Here is a 17,045-nt window from a genome sequence, read left to right as displayed (position 1 = left end):
CCCAGCCGGGGCCCTGTCGGCGTCCCGGGTAGACGCCTCACGCCTTCGCGGCAGGATCACTTTCGGCCTGACTCCGGGCCTCTGGAGAGCGGACGGTGTGCGCGGATGCGAAGGACGCGAGGGGTGCAAGGAGGCGAACGGGGCGGACGCAGGTCCCCGGTCGTCGCCCGGGGCATCACAGCACGTAACACGCGCCCCCCTTCCGGCAGTTCACACCCATAGCTTGTGTCAACATGTGGTCAACCGTTGGTCAAGAAATACTTTACCCGGCAAAGTCGTTTGCAGGGTTAACTCAACGTTTCAAGGGCTAAGAGGGCCTGAAAACCGCAGATGGTTGGCGCGAATCGACCCTTGGCGGACACGGTCGGACCGGGCGGACGCGGTTGGACGCGCGGTCCGACCGCGCCGGGACACGGGTGCGGGCGCTGGCGCGCCGACGATTCATTGGACGTCGCGGGGCAGGGCGGTGGGGCGGTGGGTGGGACCTCGCGTGGAAGCCGCCGCCCACCTTCTCCGCGCCGAACAAGTGACCTTGGGAGAAGAAGCTGGAGCGCGCAAGCAGAGGCGGCGGCTACGGACGCCGGACGGTGCCGCTTGGCCGCCGGGCAGTCGCGCCGGCCCCGGCCCGGTAGAACCGAATCGGTAACGCGGCTGCGCACCGCGACGCGCGTGTTCTGTCCCGGGTATGGCACTCAGGCGCCTGGTTGTGGTGACGATGCCGGGGCATCGTCCACCGAGTGGAACGCACGATGTTCTGCATCCAGTGGCGATGCACGACATCGGGTGGCGTCCACTCAGTGAAGCCCACCCGATGGGCTCCACTGAAACGACCCTCTGCTCTGATTGTTGCCTGCCGTATGAGCTGCACCTCTCACCCGACCACGTCCGGGTCTTGTCATCTCCCTCCCCCGGCTCCGACCTCACCGAGTAAGCCCGCGCGCTGCGACTTGGGTCGCATCTCGCCTATGAGCCATCCCTCAGCGGTCGGGGTTGCCGGTTCTCGCTCCCCGTGGGCGGTGGTTTTCTACGATCCGGCACATGCTGGATCCCGAGTTGCGGGAACGGATCACCGCGCGGCGCGCGGAGTTGGACGAACTTCAAGAGCGGTTAGCCAGACAGCTGGCGGAAGTGCGGGCTGAGCGGGACGAACTCGCCGTCGCGGAACGCGCCCTTGAACGGATGACCGGGCAGCTTGCCGAGGAACGCTCCTCCGTCGGAGCGATCCCCGGGCAGATGGCTGGCCGGGCGGTGATGCTGGCCCCGCACCGCGGGCCGGGGGTGGAGGAGGATTCGCTCCCGTGGGACTACCAGCGCATCATCGCCGCTGTGCGTCAGGCCGCCGGACCGGTCATGGCCTGTGAGGTCGGCGAGGTAGGGGGGTGGACGTCCGGCCGTCGGTGTTGCCACCTACGAGGTCCGGCGCACGGTGGCCGCACGCACGTCGTGACCGGGTGGCGGTCAGACGGTCATCCGATCAGTGGGCCGGTCGGCACCGCGCGAGCGGGTCAGTGCCCGGCGGCCGAGGAGTGCGGCGCCCAGCCCCAGCGGGACGGCCACGATGGCGCCGACGAGTCCGTTGCCGCTGCCGGGGCCGCCGCTGGTGGTGGCCAAGTGCAGCACCGCGAGAACCGTGCCGACCGTTCCCACCGCGATGGCCACCACCCCGCCGGTGCGCGCTTTGCCGGTGATGATCCGGCGGCCGGCGCGGGCCAGGGCCAGCCAGCCGATGACCAGGCCGAGCAGTCCTCCTCCCAAAGCCAGGTTGGCGCCGGTCCGCCCGTCGCCGATGACCCCGCCCTCGGCGGCCGCCATTAGTGCTGCTGAAGCGCTCATACCGCTCTCCTCCTTCTTCTCCGTCGTCGTTTCCGAAGTTTGATGTGCCCTGCGAGCATGCGCGCCGGCCCTCCTGCCGGTCGTCCAGCAGACGCAGGCACTTCCCGCTGGTGCCGCACACGCGGTAGCCGACCGCTCGTCCACGAGCCGGACTCTCCCGCTACCGCGTCCGGTTAGGGTGCGCCCATGGACAACAAAGGACGGTTCGCTGTCCCGGCCGGAGTCACCGACTGGGCGATCGCCGTGGGCGTGGCGACGCTGCTGGTGGGCACCGGGCTGTCCGGGCCGCACTCGTCCGGGGGCGCGAGCTGCTCGGCTCCGCGCTGCTGGGGGCCGGCGGGCTGGCGCTGGCCGCGCGCCGCCGGGCGCCGCTCGTGGTCCTGGCCGTCACCGGGCTGTGCGCGGTGGGCTACCTGGGTGCCGGGTTCGAGGTGCTCGCCGTCTCCTACCTGGTCGCGGTCCACGGCGCGGTACGCTCCGGCCACCGTGCCGTCACACTGGCTGTCTCCGTGGCCCTGCCGGCCGGGCTCCACCTCACGGCCCTGGTCGTTCATGATGGGCCCTCGCGCGAGGCCGTGGCGCAGGCCCGGAGCACCCTTGAGCTCGCCTGGCTGATCGCCGCCTTCGCCGCGGGGGAGGCGGTGCGGCAGGCCGAACGGCGGGCGGACGAAGCAGAGCGCACCCGCGAGGGGACCGCGCGCCGCCGGGCCGACGAGGAGCGGCTGCGCATCGCGCGGGAGCTGCACGACTCGCTCACCCATCAAATCTCGGTCATCAAGGTGCAGTCCGAGGTCGCCGTCCACGTGGCCCGGCGCCGCGGTGAGCAGGTACCGCAGGCCCTGCTCGCGATCCAGGAAGCCGGCCGGGAGGCGAGCTGGGAGCTGCGCGCGACCCTCGAGGCGTTGCGCGACGACGACACCACCCCGCCGCACGGACTCGACCACATACCTAACCTCGTGAAACGGTTCCAAGGGGTCGGCTTGGAGACGACGCTGACGCTGGAGGGACATCCGCACGCCGTGCCGGTCGCGGTGAGCCGCACCGCTTACCGGATCATTCAGGAGTCGCTCACCAACGTCGCCCGGCACGCCGCGGCAACCACTGCCTCAGTGCTCATCGACTACCGGCCGGACGTTCTCGCCATCCGCGTTGACGACAATGGCACGGCCGCCTTGCACTCCGCACCGACGCCCGGGCTCGGGCTGCTCGGCATGCGCGAACGCGTCACGGCCCTGGGCGGCCGGCTGCGCACCGAGCCGCGCAGCGCGGGGGCTTCACCGTCCAGGCCGAACTCCCCATGAACGGAGCCTCATGATCCGGGTCCTGCTGGTCGATGACCAGCCCCTCATCCGCAGCGGCTTCCGAGCACTGCTCGACCTCGAAGACGACATCGAGGTGGTGGCCGAGGCCGCCGACGGCCGAGAGGGCTTGGCCCTCGTCAAGGCGCGGCTGCCCGACGTCGCGCTCATCGATGTCCAGATGCCGCTCATGGACGGCATCGAAGCGACCCGGTGCATCGCCGCGGACCCGGCCCTGGCCGAAGTGCACGTCGTCATGCTGACCAACTACGGCATGGACGAGTACGTCTTCGACGCGCTGCGCGCCGGCGCAGCCGGCTTCCTGGTCAAGGACATCCTGCTGGAGGACTTCCTGCACGCCGTACGCGTCGCCGCCCGGGGCGACGCCCTGCTCGCGCCCGCCATCACCCGCAAGCTCATCGACCGATACGTCACCCAGCCGCCGTCCGCCCGTATCGGCAGCGGACTGAAAGAGCTGACCAGCCGCGAACGCGAGGCAGTCGCCCTGGCCGCACACGGTCTGTCCAACAAGGAGATCGCCGACCGCCTGGTCATCAGTCCGGCGACCGCCAAGACCCACATCAACCGGGCCATGACCAAGCTCCACGCTCGCGACCGCGCGCAGCTCGTGGTCCTCGCCTACGAATCCGGCCTGGTGACTCCGCGCAGCTTCTAACCCCGCACGCCGTGGACTGTGTCAGTACGCTACGGCGCCTCTCCGCCCGGAACCTCACGGGCCGACTCCCTGAGTGCCCGCCGGTCCTCCGCCAGAGCCTGCTTCCCGGCCTCGGTCGCCTTGTAGACGCGGCGGGCGCGGTCGTCGATCACCCCTGCTCGGAGACCAGCAGGCCGCCCGCCTCCAGGTACAGGGTGTGCCGGGGCTGATCTGGCGACCCGTCCGCGGCCAGCGTCTACCAGGCACTCGCCGAGCACGCCAAGCGCGAAGCGTACCCCGAAGCCGTCGAAGTTGCGCACGCGTGGGGGTTCTCCGTCAGGCGGGCGAGGGATGGCCGCCGGGCGATCCGGATCCCACGACGGCGTCCAGGGCCGGGGTGATGACGGCGAAGGCCCGGTCGGTCAGCTCGGCAGGGCAGTACTGCGTGGAACACAGGCCACAGACCGCCTCTTGCGGTGCCGGCGAACCATGGGGGAAGGTCGGCAGGGGTGGGTGGTGGTGGGCTGCTCGTGCCGCGCAACGGGCTCGTCTGCCGCTCGATGTCAGCCTCACCCGTCCCCGGGCCGACTGTTACTCGACCTGGCTGACGAGAGCGTTCAACGCTTCCAGCGTGCCGACGACGTTCGAGCCCTGGTATTCACTGCTGCCCGGCTCCGCCAGGCCCGCGAGGACTGGATGACCAGCACCCGCTTCGGCGAGGTCAAGGGCTACGACGGCGCCCCCCTGCCCGCCCCGGAGGTCCCCGCCACCCCGCTGAAGGCGCGGGGAAGAGTACGCTGACTTGCTGTTCTGCTCCGCCGTGGCCGCCGGGAAGCCGACTCGCCAAGAGGCGGGACGGGGCTCCGGGGGAGCCGGAGCCCCGTCGGGGGTCAGCTGGTGGGGAAGTTGTCGCTGCTGCTGATCCGGCTCTTGATCAATGTCCCCGACTCCGTCAGCACGCCGCTGCTGCTGTAGTTGCTGCCGTTGCAGGTGCCGGGGCGCAGCGCCGCGCTGGACTCGGGCGCGTCGGAGTAGGTCCAGTTCGCGTAGCCGATCTTCAGCTGATCGAGTAGGTCCAGCCAGGCCGTGGTGCTCGCCCGGTCCATCGTTCCACCGCCCGTGGCGCTCACCGTGCTGAACTCGCTGACGAAGAGCGGCAGTCGCGAAGCCGCCCGGCTCAGCGTGGCGCGGTAGTTGTCCTTGTGGCTGGCGGCGTAGAAGTGGAACGCGTACATGATGTTGGTGGCGTTGACGGGGTTGTTGATGATCTCGCTCTCGTCGGAGCCGTCCGAGACGCCCAGCGAGGACCAGCCGCGGGTACCGACGATGACGACAGCGTCCGGGTCGGCGGCCCGGATCACCGGGATGACCTGCTCGGCGTAGTTCTTGATGGCCGTCCAGCTCACGCCGTTCGGCTCGTTGGCGATCTCGTAGATCACGTTCTTCTTGGCGGCGTTGCGGGCCGCGACCGAAGCGAAGAACGTCTTCGCCCGGTCGAGGTTGTAGTTCGGGTCGCCCGGCGTCAGGGTGTGGAAGTCGATCATCGCGTACATGCCCCGGGCCTCGGCCATGTCGACGAGGTTGTTCACGCGGCTGGTGAAGCCGGCCGGGTCGGTCTCGTAACCGCTCTCCTGGACGTAGATGGCGATACGCAGCAGGTCCGACTTCCAGTCCTTCGCGAGCGCGTCGACGGACGCGGTGTTGTAGCACTTGCTGAGCCACTGGATGCCGTGCGTGCTCATGCCCCGCAGTTGGATGGGGCGGTTGTACTGGTTGCACAGGTGGACGCCGCAGACGCGGAGCTGACCGTTGACGTCCACCGGGGTTCCGGTGCCCGGGCCGGGCGTGGGCCCCCGCCTCCCGGCGGGGGCTCTTCGACGTTGCCCGTGCAGGCGACGCCGTTGAGCGTGATCGCCGTCGGCTTCGGGTTGGCGTCCGTGAAGGAGCCCACGAATCCCAGGTCGGTCGACGCGCCGGTGCCCAGCGCGCGGTTCCAGTCGACGTTGGTGGCGGTGACCGTCGAACCGGACTGCGCCCAGGTGGCGTTCCAGCCCTGGACGACCTTCTGGCCGGCGTCGGGCATAGCGAACCTGAGTGTCCACCCGCTGACCGGGTCTCCCAGGTTGGTGATCTTCACTCCGCCCTGGAAGCCGCCCTGCCACTGGCTGGTGACGGTGTAGTCGACTCTGCAGCCGGCCGCGGCCGCCGCCGGGGGGTTCGACAGGGCCATGAGTCCGAGCGCTGTCGCGCTGGTCGCGCTCAAGGCCAAGAGGCATTTTATCGTGTTCCTCCTCGTGTGGGTCGGAAGGTGCCGTCGGGAGCGCTCCCGTAGGCGGCCGGTGCGCCCTGGTCGGCCACGAAGGAGGCCATCCAGGTCAGGGCGGAGTTCCAGTTGATGGTGAGCTCGTTGGTCGACCAGGACTGGATGTCGTCGATGAAGCAGAACTGCCCGGTGCAGCCCTGCAGTCTGCTCTGGGCGAGCGGGTCCTGGATGCTCGAGTTCGGACCGCCGGAGAGCGAGCCGGCGGGCGGCTTGGGCAGCTCCGGGTCGAGCTGGCGGGCGTACCAGCGGCTGTGCTGGTTCTGCGCGCTGACCTCGCCGTAGTCCGTGACGTACGAGATGTTCAGGGCGTTGCGGCCCAGGATGTAGTCCATGCTCTGGACGGCCCCGTCGCGGTACTTCGCGTCGTCCGTGAGGTCGTAGGCGGTGGCCAGGACGACGGCGTTGTTGAGGATCTGGTGGGTGGATCCCCAGTCGTACCTGTGACCCTCCGGGGCGTATGGCATCCCGTAGGGATGGGCCTTCAGGGTGGCCAGGTAGCGGTCGGCACCTTCGCGTACGGACTGGCGGACCTTGTCGCGGCCGGGCAGCCGGTTCGGGACGGTGGCCAGGTCGAGGCGGGCGGGGACGGCCGTACGCGCCCAGTCGAAGCTGATCGGCCCGAAGACGTCGGCCGTGTGGACCGGGGAGGTCAGGATGTGGTCCTGGAACTCCTTTCCGCCCGTGGTCAGATACAGCTCGGTGGCCGCCCAGTAGAACTCGTCGGTGACGTCGCGGTCGGCGTAGGCGCCGCCGCCGATGCCGTCGCTCTCGGAGGCCAGCACGTCGGGGTGGGTGAGGGCCGCGGCCCATGCCTTGCGGGCGGCGGCGAGCGAGGTGGCGGCTAACCGGGGGTCGTACGCCTTGTAGAGGCGGGCCGCCTGGGCGGCGGTCGCCGCGACGTTCAGGGTGGCCGCGGTGGTCGGGGGGTGCAGGGCGCGCTTCTGCGGGTCGTCGGAGGGCAGCAGGGGCAGGCCGGTCCACTGCTCGTCGTGGATCTTGTGGTGGACCATGCCGGCGAGCGGCTTGCCGTCCGGCACCTGCATCTTGAGCAGGAACTCCAGCTCCCAGCGGGCCTCGTCGAGGATGTCCGGGACCTTGTTCCCGCTCTCCGGGATGTTCAGGCTCCCGTCGCCCAGCTTCTCCGCGTGCCCGGTGCGGGCGAGGCGGGCACGCTCGTAGGTGCTGAGGAGCTGCCAGACGGAGATGCCACCGTTGACGACGTACTTGCCGTGGTCGCCGGCGTCGTACCAGCCGCCGGTGACGTCGAGGGTGTAGTCGCACACGCCGGGCTGGCAGGGCACGTTCCCGTCGCCCTGGTTGGGGGCGACGTCGACGTGACCGGCCTCGCGGTTGTAGCCGGGCCGCAGGTCGTCGCGGATCGCCACCCCGCTGCGCTGGGTGTAGTAGAACTTCGCGGCGTCCAGGCGGAGCTTCTCGTAGGCGGCGGTGCCGATGTCGAAGGGCCGACTGGTCTCGCCGTCGGCGACCAGGGTGAGGCCCGACCCGGCCCTGCCGTAGTCGCCGAAGTCGATCGTGTGGACGTTCTGCCCGGAGGAGGGGTCCACCCCGCGCGGCACGGTCCGGCCGCTCGCGACGACGGCGCCGGAGGCGTTCTTCAGCGTCCAGGGCAGCCGCTCGGTCGCTTCGGTGACGAGAGTGGCGTTCTTCGGGCCCCGAGGCAGGTAGGCGACCTGGTTGACCCGGACCCGGGGGCCGGTGTCCGGCTTGTACTCCTCCGGTGGCACCCCGCCGAGCAGGGATACGTCGTCGAGGCAGAAGGTCCAGGGCGCGGCGGCACCACCGAGCTGGAAGGCGACCTGGCCCTGCGGCGTGTCGACGGGTGAGGTGAACGTGTACGTGTACGTGTTGCCGGAGACGCTCACCTGCGGGGTGACCTCGTAGTACGCGTCGTACGGCGTCACTTGGAGCCCCACGACGGCACGGACGGAGTTGCCCTCGGGCGCGCCGGTCGCACTGAAGCGGAACCGGTACGACTCTCCCTTGACGAGCGTGAGGTCGTTCTGTCCGACGGCGGCGTCCCAGCGGTTCGCCGTGCCCCCCGGCACGTCGGCGCAGAGTCTGCCGTCGGCCGGTCCGACGGTGACGTTGTTCGTCCACCACGAGTCGGTGCCGCTGTCGAAGGTGCCGTTCCTGACCTGCTCGACCTCGTCCGCCCCTGCGGGGCCGGCGGGGACCGCGGTGAGGCCCGCCGCGAGCAGAGCTGTCAGGGACAGCAGGGCGGTTCTGCGTTTGTTCACGTCTCGGCTCCTCACAGGAGACAGGGAGTGACCCAGGAATGGGAGCGCTCCCATCGGGCGGGGTCATACTGGTGGCCGGAGTGCCGAGCCGTCAACGTCCAGGACGGGACCCGTTGCATGAGGAAGTTCGAGCAACTCCTCCTGCCCGCGCGTTCTTTGGGTTTCCCTGGGGGGCTTCGCGCGCGGAGCTCTCGCTGTCGACGAGGGCGGGTCCCGCTCGGCCGCCCTCTCGCGACCCGGCCGCGGAGGCGTACCGGCTGACTGCGGAGACGTATCGGCCGAGCGCTCGACGGAGCTGGTGATGACGAAGACGGACTGGCGACTGTTCGGAGAGCCGTTCTTCTCGGAGGTTGTGCGAGCGGTCGGGGACGCCCTGTCCGAAGAGGGCCTGCAGTTGCTGCTCACCCTCGTCCGCACGGACGACGAGCGGCGACGTCTCGTGGAGTACGTCCGCGGAGGTCGGGTCGACGGAGTGCTGCTGATGTCCGTGCGGGCCGGTGACGTTCTGCCCGACATGCTTGCCGACGCGGGGCTGCCCACGGTGCTGCTGGGCAGGCGTTCGGGTGACGTACGTGGACACGGACAACGTCGGCGGCGCGCGTCGCGGTCGGCCACCTGGCCGGCGGCTGGGCGGAAGGCCATCGCCGCGATCACCGGACCACCCGACATGTACGTCGCCCAGTGCAGACTGCGGGGCTATCGGGAGGAGCTGGCTGATGCCGGGCTCCGCGAGGTGCCGTCCCTGGTGGCGGAGGGCGATTTCACCGAGGCCAGCGGGCTGCGGGCGATGGGCGAGCTCATCGAGGGGCACCCCGAGGTCGACGCCGTCTTCGCCGCGTCCGACAGCATGGCCGCCGGTGCGCTGACCGCCCTGCTCGCGGCGGGACGGAGTGTGCCGGAGGACGTGGCGGTGGTCGGCTTCGACGACTTCGAGCTGGCCGAGCAGACGGAGCCCCCGCTGACCACTGTCCGTCAGCCGATGGAGGAGATCGGGCGGACCATGGTTCGGCTGCTGCTGGAGGAGATGGAGGAGCCGGAGGTGGCCTGGCGTCATGTGATCCTGCGGACCCGGCTGATGGTGCGGGGATCGGCCTGAGGCGGGCCCGGGAACCGGCCCGGTAAGGGGCCTTCGGGCAGCTCGCCCGGTCGGGCGACCGGACGCCGCTACCTCCGGACGAACGGTGCGACGGCACGCAGGTGCTGCCCCCCGGGCATCGGGGGGGCGGGATGGGGCGGGGTGGGGCGGGAGGAGGGGTTTCGGGAGCGCTCCCAGATCGCCTCGCCTCCGACGGAGGTGCGATCGTGCTTCGCTGTGGCCTCTGACCTCCCTCTTTGAATTTCTCCTTCGACGCGTTCGATACCGACGGGTTGTCAGGGTGCCGCGGCTCTCCTACAGTCCCTCCGAGACGAGCATGGGAGCGCTCCCAAATCTGAGAGACGGGGAGCACTCTCGATTTCTTGATCGCTCGGTCCGGTCACGTCGCCCCGGGCGCCGGCCCCCGTCCCCATGACCGGAAAGCGAGCCGCAAGGAGGGAAGCAAGAGCCCGAACCACCCCCACACAGGCACAGGAGACAACCATGGTCCAACGCAAGAAGCGACTGCTCTCGCTGGCGGCGGTCTTCGCGACCCTGCTGGGCGGAATCGGTCTGGCCCTGCTGGGGCAAGGCAGCGCCCAGGCGCACGGCGTCACGATGATGCCCGGATCGCGCACCTACCTCTGTTACCTCGACGGCAAGACCAGCACCGGCTCGATGGATCCGACCAACCCGGCCTGCCGGGCCGCGCTCAACGAGAGCGGCGCCTCGTCGCTCTACAACTGGTTCGCCGTGCTCGACTCCAACGCGGGCGGCCGTGGCCCCGGCTACGTACCGGACGGAAAGCTGTGCAGCGCCGGCGACCGGTCGCCGTACAACTTCACCGGATACAACGCCGCCCGCGCGGACTGGCCCCGAACGCACCTGACATCCGGGAAGGCGATCCAGGTCAAGCACAGCAACTGGGCCGCGCACCCGGGATCCTTCCGGGTCTACCTTTCCAAGCCGGGATACTCGCCGACCACCGAACTGGGCTGGGACGACCTGGAGTTGATCCAGACCGTCACCAACCCGCCGCAGACGGGCTCTCCCGGCACGGACGGTGGCCACTACTACTGGAACCTGAACCTGCCGTCGGGCCGCTCGGGCGACGCGGTGATGTTCATCCAGTGGGTGCGCTCGGACAGCCAGGAGAACTTCTTCTCCTGCTCCGACATCGTCTTCGACGGCGGCAACGGCGAGGTCACCGGCATCCGCGGCTCGGACGGCACGCCGACCCCGACCCCGACTCCCACCCCGACCCCGACCCCGACTCCCACCCCGACCCCGACCCCGACTCCCACCCCGACCCCGACTCCCACTCCGACTTCGACTCCCAGCCCGACCGATCCGCACACCGGGTGCATGGCCGTCTACAACGTGACCAACGCCTGGAGCGGTGGCTTCCAGGGCTCCGTCGAGGTGATGAACCACGCCGCGACGGCACGTGACGGCTGGGCCGTGAGGTGGAAGCCGGGCGCCGGCACGAAGGTCAACAGCGTCTGGAACGGAGCCCTGACCACCGGATCCGACGGCACGCTCACCGTCGCGAACCTCGACTACAACCGGACCATCCCGCCGGACGGCAGCGTCACGTTCGGCTTCACGGCGACCTCGACCGGCAACGACTTCCCGGTCGGCTCCATCGGCTGCGTCACCCCGTAGCCGCTGAGTGAGGGAGTGCCGCTTCCCGCCGCGCGCGGGAGGCGGCGCTGCCGCGCACGGCAGCAGGCCACCCGGGCCTGGCTGTAGTCACGGACGCCGTGGCCGGCGAGGGAGAAGGCCGGCGAAGGAACCCCGAAGTCGACGACGTTCACGAGCTCTGGCGCGGGAGCCGTCGGGCAGGGCGCGTCGGCGTCCTCTCCGCTCCGCGAGACGCTCCTCGCGGCGCCGGGCCCAGTCGGCCAGCGGCTCCTCGGGGTCACTCAAGGGGCGGCATCCTGCCGGACGCGTCTCGTCACGCGCGACCCTCGAGCCCCGCTTCACCCGGTGATCCGCGTCGACACCCCCGCCCAGCTCACCGCCGCGTACGACCTCGCCGCTCGCGCCGCCTGCCAGGGTGTCGAGGGCACGCGGGTGCTGGTCGAGGAGTACCTCGACGGCCCGGAGGTCTCAGTCGAATGCGTCAGGCACCAGGGCGAGACCACTGTGGTGGCTGTAACAGGCAAGACGGTCAGCCCCCTCCATACTTCGAGAGGCTGGCGCACTCGGTCGACGCTGCCGACCCTGTTCTTGATGTGGTCGCTCCCGTTGCGCGGGCGGCGATCCGCGCGCTCGGGATTACCGACGGCGTCAGCCACGTCGAGATGCGCCTCGTCGACGGCCGGCCCCGGCTCGTCGAGGTCAACGGCCGACTTGCGGGGGACATGGTGGGCCACCTGGTCCGCCTCGCCACCGGCATCGACCTGCCGCGCGCCGCCGCCGACGTCGCCTGCGAGCGTGCCCCCGACCTCACCCCGACCAGGTCCTCGGCTGCCGTGATCCAGCTCATCTACCCCGAGACATCCGGCACTCTCACCGCCCTCCGATTTGGTGGTCCCCGCCCGCCGTGGCTGGACAGGGTCCACTTCCAGCGTCGCCCGGGCGACCGGCTCCTCCTCCCGTCGGACGGGGGTGACATGTTCACCGCCCGGATCGGCTAACTCATCACCACCGGTCCCACCGCAGAAGCGGCCCGCGCCCGCGCCGACACCGCCCTCGGCCGTCTCGTCACCCGCGTCGAACCGACCACCGCCACCTCTTGACCACCGGACTCCCCATGTCAACTGACGACGACCTTCGCACCATCGACGGGGACGTTTACGTCTTCCCGCGCTACCTCGCCGGCAGCACAGCGATCGGCGCCCCCGGCCTGGCGCCGCTCCTCGACCTCGGCTGGGACCTGGAACACGACGACCTCGGCAACGCCTACGTGACCGCGCCCGAACGAAAGGTCCGCCTCGGCTACCTCCCCGAAGGAGAAGATGACGGCCTGTGGCGTATCAACGCCTACCGTGACCCGTTCGGCCCGCCGACCTGGGGCGTCTGCTTCAACGACTCGTGTCCGACGGAGTTCGTGACCGCCTTCACGGCCGCACTTGCCGAGGCGTACGAGCAGGGCCCGGACGCCTACCTTGCGGCGCCGGAAACCGGCAGCGCGGACCGCGACCCGCTTCTTGCTGTGGTCCCGCTCATCCAGCGTGGCTGGCAGATCGACCGCCCCCGCTGGGGCGTGTTCGCGATCCAGTCGCCCGACGGGCTCGCCGGGCTGGAGTTCACCACTGGACCTCTTGATCCGGAAGCCGAGCTGACCACCCGCGACGCCCGCTGGCAGCTGTGGGCCGGCACATCCGTCGACCGTCCGCCTGGTATGCGACCGCCAGCACCGACACCCCCGTCGCCCTGTTCACCGCCGTCACCCGGTGCGTCTCCGACTCGGCCCCACTGCCCCGGTGGCGACAGGAGACCTTCAGCTACATCAAGGGCATGGCCCAGCTCACCCCCATCCTTCCGCCGAAACCGCCGGCCCCCACCCCACTCGACGTGCAACGGGATGCCGCATCCCGCCGCCCGGCCGCGCTACCCGCTCCCAGCATTCCGCGCTGGAGCACCACCAGCCGCCCGGCCCTGCCCGGCCCGCGCCGATAACACCAGCTCGACCTCGACCGGAGGCCCCTCTTGTCCCTGCAGGCCCCCGAGTTCTTCGCCGAGATGATGCTGCCCTTTGCCGACAGCATCGTCGTCGGCAATACCTACTACGCCACTCCCGTCGCGGCCGCACCGCTGAGGCTGCGGATCACCTTCACCGGAACCATCCACGCGGACACGTACGGCGGCCTGCGCCTCGCGGTCGTCCACGCGGACTGGGGCGAGATCGACGCTGTGGCACTCTGCTTCGTGGACCACGGCACCTTCCACCGCCGCGACGTAGCCCACAACACCCCCGCGAACACCAAGCAGTACGGCACGTTCGACAAGTACCACCGTCCCGCCCGTCCGCCGTGGGAGGGCGCGGTCACCATCGGGCTGCGCGATGCCATAGAGCAGTACACCGCCGTCTGGTTCCCCGGCGCTTGGGCCGCGTCCGCGCCGAGCCGCGCTCCGGCTCGCCGCTCCCTCCTTCGCCACTACACCTTCAGGAGTTCCTCTTTGCGTATCCGCTCTGCCCGCCGCCTTCCTGCTGCCGTCGCCGCCGTCGCCGCCGTCGTCGCCGTCGCCGCCGTCGCCGCCGTCGTCGCCGTCGCTGCCGTCGCCGCCGTCGCCGCCGTCGCCGCAGCGGTGACCGGCCCCCTGACCTGGGCTCCGGCCGCGACCGCCCAGGCGACCGAGCCGAGACCCTCCGCCTCCACCGCTCCCAGCGTGATCCCCGAGCCCGACGCGGGCAGCGTCGCCATCACCAAGAAGGACCCGGCCGGCGACGTCCTTCCGGGCGCCGCCTTCCTCCTCCTCGACGCCACCGGTCAGCAAGCGGGCACCGGCAAGACCGACGCAGAGGGGAAGCTGGCCTTCACCGGTCTCGCGCCCGGCGTGTACCGGCTGAAGGAGACCGCCTCGGGCAGCCCGCTCCACGAGGTCGTCGTGACCAGGACGTCATCGTCACCCCCGGCGCCACTGCCCGCCTGACGATCGTCGACCCGTTCAAGCCCGCCGAGGTCCTCCTGAAGGCCAAGGACGACAAGACCGGCAAGCTCCTGCCCGGCTCCACCGTGAACATCGGGGCAGGTGACAAGACGCTGCTCATCCTCACCACCGGCCCGAAGGGCACCGCCACCGGCGGACTGCCGCTGACCAGCAGGAAGACTGAGTTCTGAGTCAAGCAGGTCAAGGCACCCGAAGGCTACGACCTCTACAAGCCCGCGAAGAGCTTCACCGCCGGACCCGGCGCCCCGGTCACCGTGACCGTCACCAACGCCAAGACCGCCACCACCCCGCCGGCGGTGCCTACGGACGAGCCGACCGGCACGCCGTCCACGCCGACGGGCAAGCCGACCGAACACGCCCCCGGTGAGTCGAAGCCCGAGCCCACGGCCACCGGTACGCCGGACGCCGACTCCTCTCTCGTCCCGCCCGCGGGCGCAACGGACAGCGCGTCGCCGAAGACTCCGGCCGGCTCCCTCGCCCACACGGGTGCGGACGCCACCGCGTGGATCCTCGGCGGAGCCGGGCTCCTCCTTGCCGCCGGCACAGGCGCGGTTGTTGCCGTCCGCCGCCGGACCGCCTCCGAGCCCGAGCAAGACGACAACGCCGCGAAGACCAGCTAGCCCCACGATCATCCTCAAGCAGCAGGCCCCCAGGATTCCTGGGGGCCTGCTGCTTATCGAGCTTTCCGCGTCCTCAGCGGCGGAGGGCGAGCGTCCGCCGGGTGTCTCAGCGGAGCGTGCGTCGTTGCCGGCCGGAGCGGCGCAAATGCAGGACCAGGTAAACGAGTGCGGCGGCGAAGACCACGATGCCGATGATGAGCAGGTAGAACAGTCCTTCGGCGACGGCGCCGATGATGCCCAGCACGATCGCCGCGATGACGAGAATCAGGAAGAACGTCACGGAGACACCTCCTCGGTGGGCCGGTCAGCGGCGGGCGAGCTGCCGCTCACCGTTCGTGCCGGGCTGGTAGGGCAGGCCGTAGTGCGCGAAGACTGCCGCTTCGTCCTCGGCGGGCAGAACGTCGTCCGTACCGATCGCCGGGGACTTCTTCACGAGCGACTTGTCGTAGTCGACCTTGACGTACCCAGGGCCCACGGTCGCGCCGGCCAGCGGCACGAAGACCAGATGGCGGCGGGTGGGGAGCCCGGTCTGGACAGTGGCCATGGCGGGCTCGTCGGTGCTGGTGTCCACGTAAATGGCCTCCAGCGTGCCGATCTTGTGACCGCCCGAGTCGATGACGTCGTGGTTCCGCCACTCACGGATGTCCGCGATCTGGATCATCCCAGGGCCTCTTTCCCGTAGCCGGTGCACTTCCAGCCTGCCCCGCCTTTCCCGTTACACACAAACCTGTACGGCCCCATGCCGAGGCAGTTCCGTTGAGGTTGCGCGTGGGTCCGCGATCGGGATGCGTGTGATCCGCCGCAGCGCGGGACAAGAACTTGACAAGGCTTTACTCAAGTTCGCTGGATCGTGGCGTTATCAGCGTGTCATTTCAGGCAAACGGCTCCCCGTAGGCAGTGCCCAGCCATGGATGAACGAACCAGAGACCGGGGTGAGCCTGATGAACCGCACGGGAACCAGCACCGCGAGTGTCCCGACAGCAACGACCTTCTCCGTTTCGCAGGCCCGGCCGACCGCTGTCGCAGAGGTCCGCGATGCCGCTCGCGCCTTCCTGGACCCCTTGCGGCCGGCACTGTCGACAGAAGCCGCCGACACCATCGTCACCCCTGTCCTGAAAGGCCTACGACGTAGCGGAGGCTGTCCGCAGTGACGTGGCCGTGAACTGCTTCTTGGCGCCGGCCAGGAACACCACGAACGCGAGGAGAAGCGCGCGTACGCCGGCGTCCAGTCCCAGTCGGCGTGGAGCAGCACCGGAACGGCGATGGCCCCGTTGTTGCGGGTGGACGAGGGCGACACCGGACACTTCAGGGTCTTCGTCGGCATGGCGGGCGCTGACCATGCCGTCGAGACGTCAGCTGCCCGTCGTGACAGTCCGCTCCATCGAGAATGCTCCCCAGGTGCCGTCCGGCCGCCGCGGTCTGATCCTCACGTCATACGTCTTGCCTTCTTCCGTGCCCAGGTTGACGGTGTGCCTCGCCCGTCCCCCGCGCGCGTCGTCACCCCCGGCCAAGGTCGTCACGAACACCTCGTCGAGGTAGACCTGGTACTCGGCTACGAGTCCGTCCGACCTGGGCGGTGTCCACGACAGATTCAGGTAGTACGCCTTGTCCTTCGGGTCCTTGCGCACCGAGACCTGGAAATCCTCGGGCTCCGCCCCGCCGCCTCCGCCCCGAGCGGTGGTCAGTCGCAGTGGTGCACTGGCAGGGGAGAGGTTGTCCGCCGCGTCCCGGGCGCGCACCGTGAAGACGTAGCCGGTGCCCGGTCGGAGACCGGTGAGGACGGCCCTCGTCTCCGCACCGTCGACCGTGTGACTTTTCGCGTCGCCCTGATAGATGTCGTACGAGACGACTCGCTGGTCGTCCGTCGAGGCAGTCCAGCGCAGGTCGGCGGCTCGCGATCCGTTGGTCTTCCCGCGAAGCCGACCCGGGCGGGTCGGCGGTTGGCCGTCCTCGGCGGGCGCGGCGAGGGTGGTGACGGCGACCTTGCGGCTAGGGGCGGAGTAGTTGCCGACGGCGTCTCGGGTGCGGACGGTGAACACGTAGTCGGCGGACGGTTTCAGGCCGACGATGTCGACCATGGTGCGGTCCGCGTCGACCTCCTTGACCTTCTTCCCGGCCTGCAGGACCTCGTACGCCTGCACAGCCTCGCCGTCCTTGGCGGCCTTCACCCGCTTCCACATGACGTGGACGGTGGTCGCACTGCTGGACTGCGCGGTGACCCCGGTCGGGGGCGCAGGCGGCCGCTCTTCACCGCTGCTGCACGCCGTGAGCGCCAGCAGGGCGACGGAGCAGGACAAGAGAAGGGCAGGCCGACGCCCGGGTGTGCGGGACTCGGGCATGACTTTCCTCCGACGCCGGAGTGA

8 protein-coding genes and 7 pseudogenes are annotated in these 17,045 nt (G+C 70.1%); 8 read left to right on the top strand and 7 right to left on the bottom strand.

The features are described 5' to 3' along the window. Positions 1-1,458: 1,458 nt before the first annotated feature. The gene (locus ABD347_RS20775) at positions 1,459-1,833 is read right to left on the bottom strand and encodes a DUF6223 family protein (protein WP_344363508.1); all 375 of its coding nucleotides are present in this window, start codon (positions 1,831-1,833) and stop codon (positions 1,459-1,461) included. Between the two features lie 186 nt (positions 1,834-2,019). On the opposite strand from ABD347_RS20775, the pseudogene ABD347_RS20770 reads away from it, so the two are divergent. Both ABD347_RS20770 and ABD347_RS20765 read left to right on the top strand, forming a co-directional pair. Next, positions 2,020-3,148: pseudogene (locus tag ABD347_RS20770) on the top strand (sensor histidine kinase). Beyond that, entirely contained in the window at positions 3,145-3,807 is a 663-nt protein-coding gene (locus tag ABD347_RS20765; RefSeq protein ID WP_344363507.1) for a response regulator, read from the top strand. Before ABD347_RS20770 ends, ABD347_RS20765 begins: the two are co-directional and overlap by 4 nt. Positions 3,808-3,836: 29 nt before the next feature. Here the strand turns inward: ABD347_RS20765 and ABD347_RS20760 are convergent, their stop codons facing one another. The 3 genes and pseudogenes from ABD347_RS20760 to ABD347_RS20750 form a co-directional block, all read right to left on the bottom strand. After that, positions 3,837-3,959: a hypothetical protein gene (locus tag ABD347_RS20760; protein WP_344363506.1), complete on the bottom strand. Its 123-nt coding sequence runs from the start codon at positions 3,957-3,959 to the stop codon at positions 3,837-3,839. A 717-nt stretch (positions 3,960-4,676) separates the two neighbouring features. Continuing rightward, positions 4,677-6,067 (bottom strand): annotated as a pseudogene (locus ABD347_RS20755) (cellulase family glycosylhydrolase). Between the two features lie 62 nt (positions 6,068-6,129). After that, a pseudogene (locus tag ABD347_RS20750) lies at positions 6,130-8,367 on the bottom strand (glycoside hydrolase family 9 protein); the annotation flags it as partial. Positions 8,368-8,668: 301 nt separating this feature from the next. Between ABD347_RS20750 and ABD347_RS20745 the strand changes: the two are divergent. From ABD347_RS20745 to ABD347_RS20720, 6 genes and pseudogenes are all read left to right on the top strand, one after another. Further along, a complete protein-coding gene (locus ABD347_RS20745) occupies positions 8,669-9,463 on the top strand; it encodes a LacI family DNA-binding transcriptional regulator (protein ID WP_344363505.1) in 795 nt (264 codons plus the stop codon). Between the two features lie 483 nt (positions 9,464-9,946). Then, the gene (locus ABD347_RS20740) at positions 9,947-11,107 is read left to right on the top strand and encodes a lytic polysaccharide monooxygenase (protein WP_344363504.1); all 1,161 of its coding nucleotides are present in this window, start codon (positions 9,947-9,949) and stop codon (positions 11,105-11,107) included. A 324-nt stretch (positions 11,108-11,431) separates the two neighbouring features. Then, positions 11,432-12,186, top strand: a pseudogene (locus ABD347_RS20735) (ATP-grasp domain-containing protein); the annotation flags it as partial. A gap of 14 nt (positions 12,187-12,200) precedes the next feature. Continuing rightward, a pseudogene (locus ABD347_RS20730) lies at positions 12,201-13,069 on the top strand (SPDY domain-containing protein). Between the two features lie 30 nt (positions 13,070-13,099). Next, positions 13,100-13,531 (top strand): annotated as a pseudogene (locus ABD347_RS20725) (hypothetical protein); the annotation flags it as partial. Between the two features lie 168 nt (positions 13,532-13,699). Further along, positions 13,700-14,682, top strand: a pseudogene (locus tag ABD347_RS20720) (MSCRAMM family protein). 106 nt (positions 14,683-14,788) lie between these two features. On the opposite strand, the gene ABD347_RS20715 reads toward ABD347_RS20720, so the two are convergent. The 3 genes from ABD347_RS20715 to ABD347_RS20705 form a co-directional block, all read right to left on the bottom strand. Then, positions 14,789-14,962 carry a hypothetical protein gene (locus tag ABD347_RS20715; RefSeq protein WP_344363503.1) on the bottom strand — a complete coding sequence of 58 codons (174 nt, stop codon included), beginning with the start codon at positions 14,960-14,962 and terminating at the stop codon, positions 14,789-14,791. Between the two features lie 24 nt (positions 14,963-14,986). Then, on the bottom strand, positions 14,987-15,343 hold the full coding sequence (locus ABD347_RS20710) for a PRC-barrel domain-containing protein (RefSeq protein ID WP_344363502.1): 357 nt from the start codon (positions 15,341-15,343) through the stop codon (positions 14,987-14,989). Positions 15,344-16,034: 691 nt separating this feature from the next. After that, a complete protein-coding gene (locus ABD347_RS20705) occupies positions 16,035-17,021 on the bottom strand; it encodes a fibronectin type III domain-containing protein (protein ID WP_344363501.1) in 987 nt (328 codons plus the stop codon). Between the last annotated feature and the right edge of the window lie 24 nt (positions 17,022-17,045).

This window comes from Streptomyces gobitricini (assembly GCF_039532985.1).
GTDB lineage: Bacteria > Actinomycetota > Actinomycetes > Streptomycetales > Streptomycetaceae > Streptomyces > Streptomyces gobitricini.
Note: the sequence above shows the minus strand (reverse complement) of the source record. Positions and strands in the feature narration are given on the sequence as shown.

What these genes read in the sequence shown, in the direction of transcription:
- ABD347_RS20775 (WP_344363508.1), bottom strand. Translation starts at nt 1,833, where the DNA reads ATGAGCGCTTCAGCAGCACTAATGGCGGCCGCCGAGGGCGGGGTCATC.
- ABD347_RS20765 (WP_344363507.1), top strand. Translation starts at nt 3,145, where the DNA reads ATGATCCGGGTCCTGCTGGTCGATGACCAGCCCCTCATCCGCAGCGGC.
- ABD347_RS20745 (WP_344363505.1), top strand. Translation starts at nt 8,669, where the DNA reads ATGACGAAGACGGACTGGCGACTGTTCGGAGAGCCGTTCTTCTCGGAG.
- ABD347_RS20740 (WP_344363504.1), top strand. Translation starts at nt 9,947, where the DNA reads ATGGTCCAACGCAAGAAGCGACTGCTCTCGCTGGCGGCGGTCTTCGCG.
- ABD347_RS20710 (WP_344363502.1), bottom strand. Translation starts at nt 15,343, where the DNA reads ATGATCCAGATCGCGGACATCCGTGAGTGGCGGAACCACGACGTCATC.
- ABD347_RS20705 (WP_344363501.1), bottom strand. Translation starts at nt 17,021, where the DNA reads ATGCCCGAGTCCCGCACACCCGGGCGTCGGCCTGCCCTTCTCTTGTCC.